Annotated in this window: 12 protein-coding genes and 1 pseudogene; 5 read left to right on the forward strand and 8 right to left on the reverse strand. The window is 73.4% G+C overall.

Translation table 11 applies throughout. The features are described from left to right. Positions 1-369: 369 nt before the first annotated feature. From QIT00_RS16655 to QIT00_RS16665, 3 genes and pseudogenes are all read right to left on the reverse strand, one after another. Positions 370-1,818, reverse strand: a complete 1,449-nt coding sequence (locus QIT00_RS16655; RefSeq protein ID WP_408909789.1) for a GuaB1 family IMP dehydrogenase-related protein — start codon at positions 1,816-1,818, stop codon at positions 370-372. A gap of 158 nt (positions 1,819-1,976) precedes the next feature. Further along, positions 1,977-2,318, reverse strand: coding sequence for a barstar family protein (locus tag QIT00_RS16660; RefSeq protein WP_282536060.1), 342 nt, complete (start codon positions 2,316-2,318; stop codon positions 1,977-1,979). Beyond that, a pseudogene (locus tag QIT00_RS16665) lies at positions 2,315-2,461 on the reverse strand (ribonuclease domain-containing protein); the annotation flags it as partial. The pseudogene QIT00_RS16665 and the gene QIT00_RS16660, both read right to left, overlap by 4 nt. A gap of 183 nt (positions 2,462-2,644) precedes the next feature. Between QIT00_RS16665 and QIT00_RS16670 the strand changes: the two are divergent. From QIT00_RS16670 to QIT00_RS16680, 3 genes are read left to right on the forward strand one after another with little or no spacing between them, the layout of a single operon-like run. Further along, complete coding sequence (locus tag QIT00_RS16670) at positions 2,645-4,183, forward strand: ATP-dependent DNA ligase (protein ID WP_282536061.1); 1,539 nt, start codon at positions 2,645-2,647, stop codon at positions 4,181-4,183. Between the two features lie 50 nt (positions 4,184-4,233). After that, a complete protein-coding gene (locus QIT00_RS16675) occupies positions 4,234-5,574 on the forward strand; it encodes a type I glutamate--ammonia ligase (protein ID WP_282536062.1) in 1,341 nt (446 codons plus the stop codon). Next, the gene (locus QIT00_RS16680) at positions 5,574-6,761 is read left to right on the forward strand and encodes an amidohydrolase family protein (protein WP_282536063.1); all 1,188 of its coding nucleotides are present in this window, start codon (positions 5,574-5,576) and stop codon (positions 6,759-6,761) included. Before QIT00_RS16675 ends, QIT00_RS16680 begins: the two co-directional genes overlap by 1 nt. A gap of 64 nt (positions 6,762-6,825) precedes the next feature. Here QIT00_RS16680 and QIT00_RS16685 read toward each other — a convergent pair whose 3' ends face one another. After that, entirely contained in the window at positions 6,826-7,872 is a 1,047-nt protein-coding gene (locus tag QIT00_RS16685) for a sugar-binding transcriptional regulator (protein ID WP_282536064.1), read from the reverse strand. A 219-nt stretch (positions 7,873-8,091) separates the two neighbouring features. Beyond that, positions 8,092-8,778: a ribulose-phosphate 3-epimerase gene (gene rpe, locus QIT00_RS16690; protein ID WP_282536065.1), complete on the reverse strand. Its 687-nt coding sequence runs from the start codon at positions 8,776-8,778 to the stop codon at positions 8,092-8,094. Positions 8,779-8,943: 165 nt separating this feature from the next. On the opposite strand from rpe, the gene QIT00_RS16695 reads away from it, so the two are divergent. After that, entirely contained in the window at positions 8,944-9,339 is a 396-nt protein-coding gene (locus tag QIT00_RS16695; RefSeq protein WP_282536066.1) for a hypothetical protein, read from the forward strand. 45 nt (positions 9,340-9,384) lie between these two features. Here QIT00_RS16695 and QIT00_RS16700 read toward each other — a convergent pair whose 3' ends face one another. Together QIT00_RS16700 and fmt are read right to left on the reverse strand one after the other, a co-directional pair. After that, positions 9,385-10,824, reverse strand: a complete 1,440-nt coding sequence (locus QIT00_RS16700; RefSeq protein WP_282536067.1) for an RsmB/NOP family class I SAM-dependent RNA methyltransferase — start codon at positions 10,822-10,824, stop codon at positions 9,385-9,387. Positions 10,825-11,348: 524 nt separating this feature from the next. Continuing rightward, positions 11,349-12,278 (reverse strand): methionyl-tRNA formyltransferase, encoded by a 930-nt coding sequence (gene fmt / locus QIT00_RS16705; protein WP_282536068.1) that lies wholly within the window; start codon positions 12,276-12,278, stop codon positions 11,349-11,351. A 324-nt stretch (positions 12,279-12,602) separates the two neighbouring features. On the opposite strand from fmt, the gene QIT00_RS16710 reads away from it, so the two are divergent. Next, the gene (locus QIT00_RS16710) at positions 12,603-13,160 is read left to right on the forward strand and encodes a hypothetical protein (protein ID WP_282536069.1); all 558 of its coding nucleotides are present in this window, start codon (positions 12,603-12,605) and stop codon (positions 13,158-13,160) included. A 426-nt stretch (positions 13,161-13,586) separates the two neighbouring features. On the opposite strand, the gene QIT00_RS16715 is transcribed toward QIT00_RS16710, so the two are convergent. Beyond that, complete coding sequence (locus tag QIT00_RS16715; protein ID WP_282536070.1) at positions 13,587-15,746, reverse strand: primosomal protein N'; 2,160 nt, start codon at positions 15,744-15,746, stop codon at positions 13,587-13,589. Between the last annotated feature and the right edge of the window lie 47 nt (positions 15,747-15,793).

Consider the following 15,793-nt stretch of genomic DNA (forward strand, 5'->3'; position numbering starts at 1 on the left):
CATCGCTGCGGGCTTGACGGCAGCGACCGCGGCGGCACCCGTCGAAGGGCGACCACCGAGCAGGCGGTCACCGCCAGACGAAGTACAGCGCATGACATTAGGCCGCGCGGCTTCACTTGCGTAATGAAGCAACCTTGCGCATTCGGGCAAGATCCTTGCGTACCCCCGGAAAATACGGGAGTTCGTTGCACATCCGCTTTCGATCGCTTCACGAACGTGGCCAATGCCACATCCCGGACGCGATTCTTCCGGCCGGGGACGGGTCGGGAACGGGTCCGGAACGGGTCCGGAACGGGTCCGGAACGCGCGACGGCCCCGACCGTCCGGAGACGATCGGGGCCGCGCGGAAGCCGTTCTACGAGGACGAGGTCACTGCCAGCTGGCGTGCAGCGGCTTGCCCTCCGCGTATCCGGCGGCGGACTGGATGCCGATGACGGCCTTCTCCTCGAACTCGGCGAGCGAGCCGGCGCCCGCGTAGGTGCAGGAGGAGCGGACGCCCGCGATGATCGAGTCGATCAGGTCCTCGACGCCGGGGCGGGCCGGGTCGAGGAACATCCGCGAGGTCGAGATGCCCTCCTCGAAGAGCGCCTTGCGGGCCCGGTCGTACGACGACTCGTCGCTGGTGCGGTTGCGCACGGCGCGGGCCGAGGCCATGCCGAAGGACTCCTTGTACTGCCGCCCGTTGGCGTCCTGCTGGAGGTCGCCCGGGGACTCGTACGTCCCGGCGAACCAGGAGCCGATCATGACGTTGGACGCGCCGGCGGCGAGCGCCATGGCGACATCGCGCGGGTGCCGGACGCCGCCGTCGGCCCAGACGTGCTTGCCGTACTTCTTCGCCTCGGCGGCGCACTCCAGGACGGCGGAGAACTGCGGGCGGCCGACGCCGGTCATCATGCGCGTGGTGCACATGGCGCCGGGGCCCACGCCGACCTTGATGATGTCGGCACCGGCGTCGATCAGGTCCTTGACGCCCTCGGCGGCGACGATGTTGCCCGCGACGATCGGGACCTGCGGGTCGAGCGCGCGCACCTTGCGGATGGCGTCGATCATCGACTCCTGGTGGCCGTGCGCGGTGTCGATGACGAGCGTGTCCACACCGGCGTCGATCAGCTGCTGCGCCTTGCCGGCCACGTCGCCGTTGATGCCGACGGCGGCCGCGATGCGCAGTCGGCCCTGGGCGTCCACGGCCGGGGTGTAGAGCGTGGCGCGCAGGGCGCCCTTGCGGGTGAGGATGCCGACGAGGCGGCCGTCCTTGTCCACGGCGGGGGCGACCTTGCGGTGACCGGCGTCCAGCTTGTTGAAGGCCTCGCGCGGGTCGATGTCGGCGTCGATGAGCAGCAGCTCCCTCGACATGACCTCGGAGAGCTGGGTGAAGCGGTCCACGCCGCTCAGGTCGTGCTCGGTGACGACCCCGATCGGCCGCCGCTCGCCGTCGACGACGACTCCGGCGCCGTGCGCGCGCTTGTGCAGCAGCGACAGCGCGTCCGCGACGGTCTGCGACGGGGCCAGCGTGATGGGGGTGTCGAGGACGTGGTGGCGGGTCTTGACCCAGGAGATGACCTCGGTGACGACCTCGATCGGGATGTCCTGGGGGATGACGACGAGTCCGCCGCGGCGGGCCACGGTCTCGGCCATGCGCCGCCCGGCGATCGCGGTCATGTTGGCGACGACCAGCGGGATCGTGGTGCCCGTACCGTCCGGGGCGGAGAGGTCCACACCCTGGCGGGAGCCGACGGCGGAGCGGCTCGGCACCATGAACACATCGTCGTACGTGAGGTCGTACGGCGGCTTGATGTCATTGAGGAAACGCACGTGCAGAACATCCAGTCGTTCGGAGGTGACCCTCGGGCAGGTCAGCCGAGGAAACGCACGTACTTCATTGTCCCATGACAAAGGGTCGCCGCCCTCCGGACAGATCCTCCAGGGCACGGCGGAAACGGTGGTCGGAACCTCCAAGCGGCCCTTCCCCCGGGGCGTCAGTTCACGGCCGGGTCGAGTGCGAGCAGGACGCTCAGGCGTTCACCGGAGGACTCCGCGAGCACGTCCTGCGCGACGGCCCACTCCTCGGGCCGTGTGGCCGCGTACTCCTGCCAGCCGCGGACCACGAGCAGGGTGCCGCGCGGCAGTTCGGTCAGGGAGTCGGCGAGCGCGTCCCAGTTGCGCCCGAACCAGTGCGGCAGGTCCAGGTCGCGGGCGCAGCGCTCCATGAACGCGGCCTTGTCGGTGACGCCGCCGAGGGTGAGGACGACGGCGGGCAGTTCGGCCGTACGGACGGCGCCGAGCAGGGCGGCGAGGGGGCCGGGGGTGTGCTCCGTCATCGCAGGACCGCCTTGAAGGTCTGGTAGTGGTCGTCGGTGTAGTAGATCTCGCCGTCCCTGCCGGTGACCAGCCGCCGGGCGCCGCGGCCGCCTTCGCCGGGGGTGCGGACGGTGTACTCGCGGTAGTGCCCGCGCGGCTGCTGCCCGGGCACGACGGCGGTCGGTCGTGCGGCCGATGCTGCCACAAGCGGTGTGGCCCGGCTCGTTCCGAAAATCTTGCAGCGGCTGTCGTTCGACTGCCGCGCCGTCGTGGCTGTTCGCGCAGGGCGACAGGCGGCAACCGAGCCGACGGTGCGGGACGACGACGCCTACGCGACGATGAACCCATGCTGCTCGCCGACCTGGCCAGAACCTCCCGGGAGCTCTCCGCGACCACCTCACGTTCCCGCAAGCGCGACCTGCTCGCCGAACTGTTCGCCGCGATGACGCCGGACGAGGCGCCGCTGGTCGTCAGCTATCTGTCGGGGCGGCTTCCGCAGCGCCGGATCGGGGTCGGCTGGGCGGCGTTCAAGGAGCCGCCGCCCCCGGCCGCGACGCCGACGATCGGCGTACGGGAGCTGCACGAGACCTTCGACCGGATCGCCGCCGTCGCGGGCAAGGGCGCCCAGGGCGAGCGCAAACGCCTGGTGCACGAACTGCTCGCGGCTGCCACGGAGGACGAACAGCGCTTCCTCTTCGGCCTGTTGGGCGGCGAGCTGCGGCAGGGCGCCCTGGACGCGCTCGCCGTGGAGGGCCTGGCGGCGGCGACCGGCGTGGCGGCGGAGGCGGTGCGCCGGGCGGTGATGCTCGCGGGCCGGCTCGACGTGGTGGCCCGCGCCCTGGTCGCCGACGGGGCCGCGGCGCTCGACACGTTCCGCCTGGACGTGGGCCGTCCGGTACTGCCGATGCTCGCGAAGACGGCACAGGACGTGGACGAGGCCCTGGACGCGCTGGGCCCGTGCGCGGTCGAGGAGAAGCTGGACGGCATCCGGGTGCAGGTGCACCGCGACGGCGACGACGTACGGATCTTCACGCGCACCCTGGACGAGATCACCACCCGGCTGCCCGAAGTCATCGCCTCCGCACGGGAGTTGGCGTCCACGTGGGCCGTGCTCGACGGGGAGGTGATCGCGTTGGACGGGTCGGGCCGGCCGCGCTCGTTCCAGGACATCGCGGGCCGCGTCGGCTCCCGCCTCGACGTCGAGGGCGCGCAGGCCTCGCTCCCGCTGTACCCGGTCTTCTTCGACCTGCTCGCCGTGGACGGCCGCGACCTGCTCGACCTGCCCGCCCGCGAGCGGCACGCCGAGCTGGCCCGGATCACGCCCGAGCCGCGCCGGGTGCGCCGCTTCGTGGTCGAGGACCCGGGGGATGCCGAACTCCGTTCGAGGGCACGGGAGTTCGCCGAGCAGGCGGTGGCGCGCGGCCACGAGGGCGTGGTCGTCAAGGGCCTGGATGCCCCGTACAGCGCGGGCCGCAGAGGTGCCTCGTGGGTCAAGGTGAAGCCGGTGCACACCCTCGACCTGGTGGTGCTCGCGGCGGAGTGGGGCCACGGTCGCCGCACGGGCAAGCTGTCGAACCTGCACCTGGGGGCACGGCGGGCGGACGGCACGTTCGCGATGCTCGGCAAGACCTTCAAGGGCCTGACCGACGCCCTCCTCGACTGGCAGACCCGCCGCCTCCAGGAGCTCGCCGTGTCCCCCGGGGACGACTGGGTCGTACGGGTGCGCCCCGAGCTGGTCGTGGAGGTGGCCTTCGACGGGGTGCAGCGGTCCTCCCGGTACCCGGAAGGTGTGACCCTGCGCTTCGCCCGGGTGGTCCGCTACCGCGAGGACAAGCAGGCGGCCGAGGCGGACACCGTGGAGACGGTCGTCGGCCTGCTGCGCTGACCGGGTCGGCCGACGTGCCGGGTGCCCCGGAGCTGGGTACCGCGTAACCCATGGACAGCTCACCGGAGACCCACGAACACCACACCTCCACCGACCCGCTGGTCACCCGGCTCACCGCCCAGGGGGTCCACGGCGTGGCCCTGACCTGGGTCGACAACGCGGGCCTCACCCGCGTCAAGACCGTCCCCCTAGCCCGGCTCGCGGACGCCGCCGAGCGGGGCGTCGGCATGTCACCCGTCTTCGACATCTATCTGATCGACGACTCCCTGACCTCCAGCCGGCACACCGGAGGCCCCGACGGCGACCTGCGCCTCGTCCCCGACCTCGACCGGCTCACCGCTCTCGCGGCACAGCCCGGCTGGGCCTGGGCACCCGTCGACCGCTTCGACCAGCGGGGCGGCCGCTACCCGGGCTGCCAGCGCCACTTCGCCCGCCGCATGGCCGACCGGGCCGCCGAGCGCGGACTGCGCCTGCGGATGGGCTTCGAGACGGAGTGGGTGGTCACCCGGGACGGCACCCCGGCCGCGACAGGACCCGCGTACGGGATGACGCGCATCGTGGAGCTGTCCGCGTACGCCGACGACCTGCTGACCGCGCTCGCCGCGCAGGGCCTGGAGGTGACTCAGCTCCATCCCGAGTACGCGCCGGGCCAGTTCGAGGTGTCCGTGGCGCCGACCGACCCGGTGGGCGCGGCGGACGAGGCGGTCCTGGTGCGGGAGACGGTGCGCGCGGTGTCCCTGGCGCACGGTCTGACGCCCGCGTTCGGCCCTGCCGTGACGCCCGGCACCGTGGGCAACGGGCGGCATCTGCACCTCAGCCTGTGGGAGGGCGAGCGGAATCTGTGCGCGGGCGGCGACGGCCCATTCGGCATGACCGGGCGGGCGGAGTCCTTCCTCGCCGGGATTCTCACCGCCCTGCCCGCACTCCTCGCCGTCGGGGCCCCCTCCCCCGCGAGCCACCTCCGCCTGCAACCCTCGCGCTGGGCCGGTCCGTTCCAGTGCTGGGGTCTGGAGAACCGGGAGGCGGCGCTCCGTTTCATCACGGGCGCCCCGGACGACCCGGCCGCCGCGAACGCCGAGGTCAAGTGCTTCGATCCGGCGGCCAATCCGTACCTCGTGGTCGGCTCGGTGCTCGCCGCGGGCCTGGCCGCCCTGGACTCGGGCGCCGCGCTGCCGGAGCCGGTCGCGGGCGACCCGGTGCACCAGGACCAGCCGCGTCTGCCCGCCTCCGTGCCGCAGTCCCTCGACCTCTTCCTGCGCTCGGCGGCGTTGCGCGAGGCGATGGGGGACGAGCTGTTCGAGGCGTTCGCGGCGGTACGCGCTGCGGAGGCCGAGCTGTTCGCCGCGCACTCGCCGGAGGAGCTGGCCGCCGCGACCAGGGAACGCTACTGATGCCGGACGAGCCGCTCCCGCTGGTCGACCACCACTGCCACGGCGTCCTCCGCTCCCCCGCCGACCGTCCCGCCTTCGAGTCGCTGCTCACCGAGTCCGACGTCCCCGCTCCGCCGGGCACGACGTTCTTCGACACCCAACTCGGTTTCGCCGTACGGAGGTTGTGCCCGCCGCTGCTCGACCTGCCCGCGCACTGCCCGCCCGAGGAGTACCTCACCCGGCGCCGGGAGCTCGGGGTGCGGGAGGTCGGGGAGCGGCTGGTGCGGGCCGCCGGGATCGGGGAGTTCCTTGTCGACACCGGCCTGCCGGGTGACCTGACGGGACCGGCGGAGCTCGCGGCCCTCGGCGGCGGCACGGCCCGCGAGATCGTCCGCCTGGAGACCCTCGCGGAGCGGGTGGCGGACGCGTCCGAGGACGCCGAGGGCTTCCTGCCCGCACTCGACGACGCCATCCGTACGGCGTCGGCCACGGCCGCGGGCTTCAAGTCGATCGCCGCGTACCGCTACGGCCTGCGCCTCGACCCCGCCGAGCCGGGCCGTGACCAGGCGCTGCGGGCGGCCGCGGCCTGGCTCGACGGGCGCACCCCGGGCACCCGGCTCACCGACCCGACGCTGCACCGCCTGCTGATCTGGTCGGCCGCACGCACCGGCCTGCCGCTCCAGCTGCACACCGGCTTCGGCGACCCCGACCTGCGCCTCCAGGACGCCGACCCGCTGCTCCTGAGCGACCTGCTGCACGCCCTGCGCCCCACCGGCTGCGCGGTCGCCCTGCTGCACGGCTATCCGTTCCACCGCGCCGCCGGGTACCTGGCGCACGTCCACCCGCATGTGTACGCGGACGTCGGCCTCTCCCTCACGTACACCGGCACGCGCGCGGCCGCCGTACTCGCCGAGCTCCTCGAGCTCACCCCGTTCGGCAAGCTCCTGTTCTCGACGGACGCCTACGGACTGCCCGAGCTGTACGTGGTGGGCGCCCACCTCTTCCGCGAGGCGCTCGACACCCTGACGGAGGGCTGGGTGGCGGCGGGCGCCTGGTCGCGCGCGGACGCGGACCGAGTGGCACGGCTGATCGGCACGGAGAACGCCCACCGCGTCTACGGCCCGCACGGCGAGAGCGCGCCGCGCGAGCCGGTTGAGCGGTCGTACGGGGCCGCCCGGGGGCCTCGTACGGGCAAAGGTTCCTGTTGACCTGGCGTGGGCTGCGGGCCTCCGCGCGGGCGCCGCCGGGTCAGGAACCGTCGGGGTCGGTGGGTCAGGAACCGTCGGGGTCGGCGCGGTCCAGGGCCGGACGCGGGGCCGGGCCCGCCTCCAGGAGCTGGTCCGCGGCCGCCGTGTCGGTGACCAGGCTGGTCACCAGGCCGGAACGCAGCACCGCGTCGATCGCCGCGGCCTTGCGCTGCCCGCCCGCGATCGCCACGACCTCGGGGATACGCCGCAGCCGGTCGGCCTCGACGGTGATGCAGCGCTCGCCCAGGTCACGCCCGACGCGGCGCCCCTCGGCGTCGAAGAGGTGCGCGGACATCTCGGCGGCGACGCCGAGCGAGGCGTAGTGCGCGCGCTCCTCGTCGGTGAGCATGTCGTGCACGGTCGAGATGCCGGGCTCCCAGGAGCCGATGGACACCGCGGCGACGGTGACCTTGTCGAAGTACTCGAAGGCGCGGGCGATCCCGGTCTGGTTGCGCAGCGCGGCCGCGGTCGCCGAGTCCGGCAGCAGCATCGGCGCGTAGATCGGGTGTGCCTCGCCGCCGGAGACCTGCGCGGCGCGGCGGACCGCCTCCACGGAGCCGCGCTCGGCGGTGCCCGCGTCGTACACCCCGGTCAGCTGCACCACCGTGCACGGCGGCAGCCGGTCGAGGGCGGCCGCCATGTGGATGGTGGACCGGCCCCAGGCGAGGCCGAGCACATCTCCCTCGGCGACCAGCTCACCCAGCAGGTCGGCGGCGACCTCGCCGAGGTTCTCCGGGTCGGGCGACTCCTCGACGGCCTGCGCCGGGGACTCCACGACGACCGCGTGGCGCAGGCCGTAACGGGCCCGCAGCCGGTCGGAGCGCTCGGCGTCCAATTCGGCGGGTACGCGGATCTCGATCCGTACGAGATCCCGCTCAAGGGCGGTCTCCAGGACCCTCGCGACCTTGAAGCGGCTGACGCCGAACTCCTCCGCGATCTGGATCTTGGACTTGCCCTCGAGATAGAAGCGGCGGGCCATGGCCGCCGCCTGCACCAGCTCAGCGGGTCCCATCCGCAGGGCCGGCCTCCCCGCTGACATGCCAGTCACGGCGCTCTCCTCACTGCTGTTCACAAGCTCTGCCGCGTACGGTCCCGGCCGGTCGCCCGGCCTCCGTACCCAGTCTGCTGCTCACATGCTGTTGTTCCACACGACTGCGTTCACAAGTTCACTCATCGGCTTCCGCTCATCCTTGCAGATGCGGCGACACTTGATCAGTCCTGCCGGTCGCCGTTCATCTGCCGGTGGCACACAGGTCGCCGAGTCGGTCACTCGTCGGTCTCTCCTGGCGGGTCAGTGGGCGCAGGCCCAGGCCGCGGACGCGGACGCGTCCTCGGCCTTCGCGCGCAGGGCCCGCACGGCGGCGGCCGGATCCTCCTTGCCGTACACGGCGGAGCCGGCCACGAAGACATCGGCGCCCGCTTCCGCGCAGCGCTCGATCGTCGACTCCGAGACACCGCCGTCGACCTGCAGCCAGAGTTCGAGGCCGTGCTTGGAGATCAGCTCACGGGTCCTGCGGATCTTCGGCAGCATGATGTCAAGGAAGGCCTGGCCTCCGAAGCCGGGCTCCACGGTCATGATCAGCAGCATGTCCAGCTCGGGCAGCAGATCCTCGTACGGCTCGATCGGCGTCGCGGGCTTCAGCGCCATGGAGGCACGGGCGCCCTTGGCCCGGATCTCCCGAGCGAGCCGCACGGGCGCGGCGGCGGCCTCGACATGGAAGGTCACCGACCCGGCCCCGGCCTCCACGTACTGCGGGGCCCAGCGGTCCGGGTCCTCGATCATCAGGTGGCAGTCGAGCGGTGTGCTCGTGGCCTTGCTCAGCGACTCCACGATCGGCACGCCGAGCGTCAGGTTCGGCACGAAGTGGTTGTCCATCACGTCGACGTGAAGCCAGTCGGCCCCGCGAACGGCCTCGGCCTCTTCGGCGAGGCGGGCGAAGTCCGCGGACAGGATGCTGGGATTGATCTGAGCTGCCATGCCCCCAAGCCTGCCATGCCCAGCGCGGATTGCTGTCGGTGTACTGTGCATCGGCTCCTGGGAAGAGGCCGCCGCCGGGGCAGTTGAGGCATTCCTTGTAGGGTCGCTGCGGGTCGGCAGCGCTGCATGGGCACCGGCCTCGGTTCCGGAAGAGGTGGTGTGCGGATGCTGGGCATCCTGATCGTGGTCGTGGCCTTCACGCTGGCCGTACTTGGGGCGGGCGTTGTATGGGCGATCGCCCTCCGCAATCGCAGGCAGGCGACGCCACCCGCGGTGCAGCCCGGCTGGACCCCGGGCCCGCAGATGGGCCAGGCCGCCCAGCCCCCGCACCAGCAGCACTACCCGGCGATGCCCGGCGGGCAGGCGCCGATGCAGCAGGCGCAGCCCGGGCAGGCGCCGATGGGACAGCCGCCGTACCCGGCGGCGCCCGGGCAGGCTCCGGCGCCGGGGCCGTACACGCAGAACCCGCAGACCCCGCAGGGGCAGGCGCCCGGACCGTACGGACAGAACCCGCAGGCCCCGAACCCGTACGGTCAACAGCCGCCCTACCAGGGCCAGTAGACCCCGAGGCCGGCCCAGCCCCCACCAGGGCCAGTAGACCTACAGCTAGGCCGTGCGCCGCACCAGCGCCAGGTACATGGCGTCGGTGCCGTGCAGGTGCGGCCAGAGCTGGATGTCGGGGCCGTCGCCGAGGGCCGGGACGTCGGGCAGCAGCGGGCGGGCGTCGATGAGTTCGGCGCCGCCCTGCCGCTTCAGGACGTCGTCGACCACGGCGCGAGTCTCCGCGAGGTGCGGCGAGCAGGTCGCGTATCCGACGACCCCTCCGACGCGTACCGCCTTCAACGCCTCCTGGAGCAGGGCGCGTTGGAGCGGCGCGAAGCCGTCCAGGTCCTCGGGCCGACGGCGCCAGCGTGCCTCCGGACGGCGGCGGAGGGCGCCGAGACCGGTGCAGGGCACGTCCATCAGGACGCGGTCGAACGAGCCGGGCAGCCACGGCGGCCGGGTGCCGTCGGCGGCGATCACTTGGTACGGGCCGGGGTTCCCCTCAAGCGCACGCTCGACCAGCTTGGCCCGGTGCGGCTGCTTCTCCGAGGCGAGCAGCGTCGCACCGCGCTGCGAGGCGAGCCCCGCGAGCATCGCGGCCTTCCCACCGGGGCCCGCGCAGCCGTCCAGCCAGCGCCGATCGTCGCCGTCGAGCGGCGCGTTCGCCAGCGCGAGCGCCACCAGCTGACTGCCCTCGTCCTGCACACCGGCCCGCCCCTCGCGCACCGCGTCGAGCGCACCCGGCTCGCCGCCTTCGGTGAGCCGCACCGCGTACGGCGACCAGCGGCCGGGCAGCGCGGACTCCTCGCCGAGCCCGTCGAGCAGTTCGTCGGCGGTGATCCGGCCGGGCCGTGCGACGAGCGTGACCTCCGGCCGCTCGTTGTCGGCCTCAAGGAGGTCCTCGATCCCGGCGCGGCCGCCGCCCAGCGAGTCCCACAGCGCGGAGACGACCCAGCGCGGGTGCGAGTGCACGACCGACAGGTGGTCCTCGGGGTCCTCGTCGTAGGGCGGCGCGACCCGCTCCAGCCAGCCGTCCAGGTCGTCGGCGGCGATCTTCCGCAGGACGGCGTTCACGAACTTCGCCCGCCCGTCGCCGAGCACGACCCGGGCCAGCTCGACGCTCGCGGACACGGCGGCGTGCGTGGGGATCCGGGTGCCGAGCAACTGGTGCGCGCCCAGGCTCAGTACGTCCAGGACCGGCGGGTCGACCTCGCGCAGCGGCCGGTCGACACAGGCCGCGATGATCGCGTCGTACGTGCCCTGCCGGCGCAGCGTCCCGTAGACCAGCTCGGTCGCGAGCGCCGCGTCCCGCCCGTCGAAGTTCTCCGGCCCCTCTTTCTCCCGCGCCTTGCGCAGCAGCGGGGGCAGCACGAGATTCGCGTACGCATCCCGCTCATCCACCGCCCGCAGCGCCTCAAAGGCGAGGATCCGCACGGGGTCCTTCTTGGGACGCCGGTACGGCTTGGCGGGCTTACGGGGACGACTACGGTGCTGCTCGTTCACGAAAAAGGTGCTCCGGATCCTGGATGAGGTGCGATTCCAGCGTAAGGGACGTGGCCGGCGCGGCACGGAACGAGGCCGATCATCCGGCCCACCCGGCGCCAGAGGACGACGCCGACGATCCAGCCCGTCCGTCGCCAGAGGACGACGCCGATCATCCAGCCCGTCCGGCGCTTGACGACGAGGCCGGAGGCCGGTGATCCAGCCCGTCCGGCGCTTGAGGACAAGGCCGGAGGCCGGTGATCCAGCCCGTCCGGCGCTTGAGGACAAGGCCGGAGGCCGGTGATCCAGCCCATCCGGCGCTTGAGGACAAGGCCGGAGGCCGATGATCCAGCCCATCCGGCGCTTGAGGACAAGGCCGGAGGCCGATGATCCAGCCCATCCGGCGCTTGAGGACGAGGCCGGAGGCCGACAAGGACGGCGACCCCAGAGCGCCCGCGGGCGGAAATCGACGGGCCCGGGCAGCCCCGGAACCCGAGCCGAGCCGAGCCCGAGCCGAGCCGAGCCCGGAAAGTCGGCGGCCCCTACTACCCCAGCACCTCTCCGGAGGAGATCCGCACACCTCGTGCCCAATCCGCCCCCCGCATCGGCTTCTTCCCCTGCGGCTGCACCCACAGCAGCTCGACGGCGTGCGAACCCGTACCCACGTACACATTGTTCTTGCCCGCGTCCAGCGCGCCCCGCGCCAGATCGTCACGGTCCACGGCGGGCTGCACCGACACCAGCTTCAGGCGCTCCCCGCGGAACGTCGTCCACGCACCCGGCGCGGGCGTGCAGCCGCGCACCACCCGGTCGATGCGCAGCGCCGGCGCGGCCCAGTCGATCTCGGCGTCCTCGACGGTGATCTTCGGCGCGAGCGTGATGCCGTCGGCGGGCTGCGGTACGGCCTTGAGGGTGCCGTCCTCGACGCCGTCCATCGTCGCGGCGAGCAGCCCCGCCCCCGCGAACGCGAGCCGGGTCAGCAGGTCGCCGCTGGTGTCGGTGGACCGCACCTGCTCGGTGACCGTCCCGTACACCGGACCGGCGTCGAGGCCCTCCTCGATCAGGAAGGTGGACGCCCCCGTGATCTCGTCCCCCGCCATGATCGAGTGCTGCACGGGAGCCGCGCCGCGCCAGGCGGGCAGCAGCGAGAAGTGCAGGTTGACCCAGCCGTGCGCGGGCACGTCGAGCGCGACCCGCGGCAGCAGCGCCCCGTACGCGACGACCGGGCAGCAGTCCGGCCCGATCTCCCGCAGCCGCGCGAGGAAGTCCTCGTCGCGTGGCTTGCGCGGCTTGAGCACCTCGATCCCGGCCTCCTCGGCGCGCTGCGCGACGGGGCTGGCGACGAGCCTGCGGCCACGCCCGGCGGGGGCGTCGGGTCGGGTGACGACCGCGGCGACCTCGTGCCGGTCGGAGGCGATCAGGGCGTCCAGGGCGGGAACGGCGACCTCGGGGGTGCCTGCGAAGACCAGCTTCATCGGTGGGCGACTGCCTCTCGGGCGGGGTACATGACGAGCAGCACACCAGTCTATGTGGCTGCCCAAGTCCGGTCGCCCGGCGGCGAGCTGAGCGGGCCGGGCCACGCCCTGGACGGCTCCCTGCGGGGATCGGGACGGCTCCCGGCAAGGGATCGAGGGGCGTACGACCGGCCGCGCGCCCCGCGCATATGCGCATACGCCCCCGCACCGTGACCACATCGACGGGTGGCGCGTTGGTCAAGAGAGAGTTGACCACTTCGCGTCGATCACACGGGCCGCACATGCGGCCCGATCCTTTTCAACGCCGGTTCGAGAGGCTTGTTCATGGCCGACCACGCAACCCACGACGCCCAGGCACGGGCCAGCCTGCATCTGCTGGTGCGGGACATCGAACGGGTCCGCAGGCAGGTGGACGCGCTGCGCACCCTCACCGCCCAGTTGGGGAACGTCTACCGTCCGCGCCGGTCCGGACCCTCCACGGGCTTCGTCGTGTACGGGCGGGCGCCCGCGCCCACCGTCCGTCTCGCCCAGGAGCTGCGCGACAGCGTCGAGACCCTGGTCACGGCGGCCGTGGACTTCGACCGCTCCCTGGGTTTCTCCTGGGACGCGGTGGGTTCGGCGCTCGGCGTCACCAAGCAGGCGGTGCACCGCAGGTACGGCGCGCGGCGCGCCACCGCCCAGGCCGCGGCGGAGGCGGAGCGGGCGACGGACTCCGCGTCCGCTGCGACCTCGGCGGCCGGCCGCACGGTGACGGCGCCGCCACCGGGCCCGCTGCCGCAGGTGCCCGCGGCCCGTTCGATGCCGACGCAGCCGACCGCCGGCAGCCCGAGCCTGCGCGACGAGGCGCGCCCCGGAGCGTTCCCCGGCCCGCGCAACGGCTGATCCCGCGCGAGCCCCCGAGCAGCAGTAACGCCGACGCTGCTGCAAGGGGCTCGCGCCCCCTTCCGTGCCCCCGCCGCCCTGCAACGCGGCGGGGGCATTTCCCTGCGCGCAGGCAATGTCGTACGAACCGGCACCCGTTCCGGCCGTACGAACCACACGCGCCACCCGCTACAGCCGTACGAACCACGCACGCCACCCACTACAGCCGTACGAACCACGCACGCACCCACTACAGCCGGACGAACCACGCGCCGGACGCGACACCCGTCGTACGGCCCTCACCCTCGATTCCCGGCCTGGTACGGCCCTCACCCGATGTCGGGCGTCGCACGACCCTCACCCCCGATGCCCGGCGTCGTCCGACCCTCACCCCCGATGTCCAGCGTCGTCCGACCCTCACCCCCGATGTCCAGCGTCGTCCGACCCTCACCCGATATCCGGTGGGTCCACCCGAATCCGCACCGTCTCCGCCTCGCCGCGCCCCGACTTCGCGAGCCGGGCCGCCTGGGCGGTCTTGAGTGCGGCGGCGAGGGCGGAGCCGGAGCCGGGCGGTACACGAACGAGGGCCCGCTCCCACTGCTCTCCGGGCGGCGGTCCACCCGGCCGTCTAGGTCGGCCGGGGTCCGTCACCGGGAGCGGCACCGGCCCCAACACCTCGGCGTCCGAGGGGAGTTGAGCGGCCCGCAGGAACTCCTCGACGGCCCCGAACGGCCCCGACACCGCCGCCATCCGGGACACCGGAGGAAACCCCAGCTCGGCCCGCTCGGCCAGCTCGCGCACGGCGTGCCCGGTGGGGTCCCAGCGCACCAGGGCCTGCACGGGCCGCAGCGTCGGTTCGGCCACGACGACGACCGTGCCACCGGCGGTCTGCGGACGCACCAGCGCGGACGCGCCCACCCAGCGACGCAGCGCCTCTTCCCCGGCCCGCAAGTCGGGTCGGCCGAGCATGGCCCAGCCGTCGAGCAGCAGCGCCGCCGCGTACCCCCCTTCGGCGACCGGTTCGGCGCCCGGCGTCGACACGACGAGGGCGGGTGAGTCCGGCACGGTGTCGAGCACCTGGTCCCGCCCGGAGGTCCGCACCGGCACCGCGGGGAAGGCGCGCCCCAGCTCCTCGGCCGTGCGCCGCGCGCCCACGATCTGCGCGCGCAGCCGGAAGCCGCCGCAGGCCGCACAGTGCCAGTCGCTCTCGCCCTGTCCGCACCAGCCGCAGTGCAGCGGCCCGGCGTCCTGCGCCTCCAGCGGACCCGCGCAGTGCCGGCAGCGGGCGGGTTCACGGCAACGCTCGCAGGCGAGCCTCGGTACGTACCCCCGCCGGGGCACCTGCACAAGGACCGGCCCGTGCTTGAGCCCCTCCCGCACGGCCTGCCAGGCGAGCGTGGGCAGGCGGGCGGCGCGCGCGGCCTCGTCCCGCGCCAGGTCCCCGTCCCCGACCGTACGCACCAGGGGAGCCGTGGCCCGCACCTGCTCGCGGTCGGCGGCAAGGGGCAGCGCCCAGCCGCTCTCGACGAGCTGGGCGGCCTCGACCGTACAGCTCCAACTGGCAAGGAGAAAGCCGCACTTCTCGTGGGCGGCGCGCAACAGCAGGACGTCACGGGCGTGCGGCTGCGGGGCGTGCTGCTCGCTGTGGCTGCCGTCCCCGTCGTCCCAGATGGCGACGAGGCCGAGGTTCTGCACGGGCGCGAACATGGCCGCCCGGGTGCCGACGACGGCCCGCACCGATCCGCGTCGTACGGCCAGCCACTCGCGGTACCGCTTCTCCGGCCCGGCGTCCGCGGTCAGCAGGGCATGCCGCCCCGCGCCGAGCAGTTCGGTCAGGGCCGTGTCGACCCGCGCCGCGATCCGCCCGTCCGGTACGACGACGAGGGCGCCGCGGCCCGAGGCGAGCGTGGCGGCGACGGCGCGCGCCAGCTCCTCGGCCCACTCGGGCCCGGGCAGCGCGTTCCACACGGCTCGGGGCGCGTCTCCTTCGGCCAGGGCCTGCAGGAAGGCGGGCCCCCGCCCATACCGCACCCATGAGCCCGGCTCCGGACAAGGTGGCGGGGGCAGCGGCTCCGGCGAGGGCTTCTGCTCCGCTCTGCCGTTGCGCGGCGGGATCGCCAGCTGCAGCACATCGGCGAGGCTCCCCGCGTACCGATCGGCCACCGCCCGCGCCAAGGCGAGCAGCTCCGGGCTCAACACCCGCTCGGGCGAGACCACTTGGGCCAGCGCGGCCAGCGGGCCCGCGTAGTCCGACTCGGCCAGCCGCTCGACGACGAAGCCGCTGATCAGTCCGCCGCCCTCCCGGCGCCCCCCGTGCACGCTCCCCCGGCCGGCCCCGAACCGCACCCGCACGCGCACCCCCGGCTGCGCCTCGGCGTCCAGCTCCTCCGGCACGGCGTAGTCGAAGTAGCGATCGAGATGCAGCACGCCCTTGTCCACGAGGACCCGCGCCACCGGCAGCTCCTTGGCGAGCGCGGCCCCCCGCCAGGTCCGCGGCTTGGCCCGGGGCACCTTGGCCTGGCGCACACTCTCCCGAATGAGCGCAAGCTGCTCGGGCACCGCGTCCTCCGCGCCACCCTGCCCCGACGACTCATCCCTGCTGCTCACAGCCAAATTCCTATCAGAACCCACTGACACCCGAGCCGGCTTCCGAT

Origin of the sequence: Streptomyces luteolus (genome assembly GCF_029968015.1) — a bacterium.
Classification (GTDB): domain Bacteria; phylum Actinomycetota; class Actinomycetes; order Streptomycetales; family Streptomycetaceae; genus Streptomyces; species Streptomyces luteolus.

What these genes read in the sequence shown, in the direction of transcription:
- QIT00_RS16660 (WP_282536060.1), bottom strand. Translation starts at nt 2,318, where the DNA reads ATGACGGAGCACACCCCCGGCCCCCTCGCCGCCCTGCTCGGCGCCGTC.
- QIT00_RS16670 (WP_282536061.1), top strand. Translation starts at nt 2,645, where the DNA reads ATGCTGCTCGCCGACCTGGCCAGAACCTCCCGGGAGCTCTCCGCGACC.
- QIT00_RS16675 (WP_282536062.1), top strand. Translation starts at nt 4,234, where the DNA reads ATGGACAGCTCACCGGAGACCCACGAACACCACACCTCCACCGACCCG.
- QIT00_RS16680 (WP_282536063.1), top strand. Translation starts at nt 5,574, where the DNA reads ATGCCGGACGAGCCGCTCCCGCTGGTCGACCACCACTGCCACGGCGTC.
- rpe (WP_282536065.1), bottom strand. Translation starts at nt 8,778, where the DNA reads ATGGCAGCTCAGATCAATCCCAGCATCCTGTCCGCGGACTTCGCCCGC.
- QIT00_RS16695 (WP_282536066.1), top strand. Translation starts at nt 8,944, where the DNA reads ATGCTGGGCATCCTGATCGTGGTCGTGGCCTTCACGCTGGCCGTACTT.
- fmt (WP_282536068.1), bottom strand. Translation starts at nt 12,278, where the DNA reads ATGAAGCTGGTCTTCGCAGGCACCCCCGAGGTCGCCGTTCCCGCCCTG.
- QIT00_RS16710 (WP_282536069.1), top strand. Translation starts at nt 12,603, where the DNA reads ATGGCCGACCACGCAACCCACGACGCCCAGGCACGGGCCAGCCTGCAT.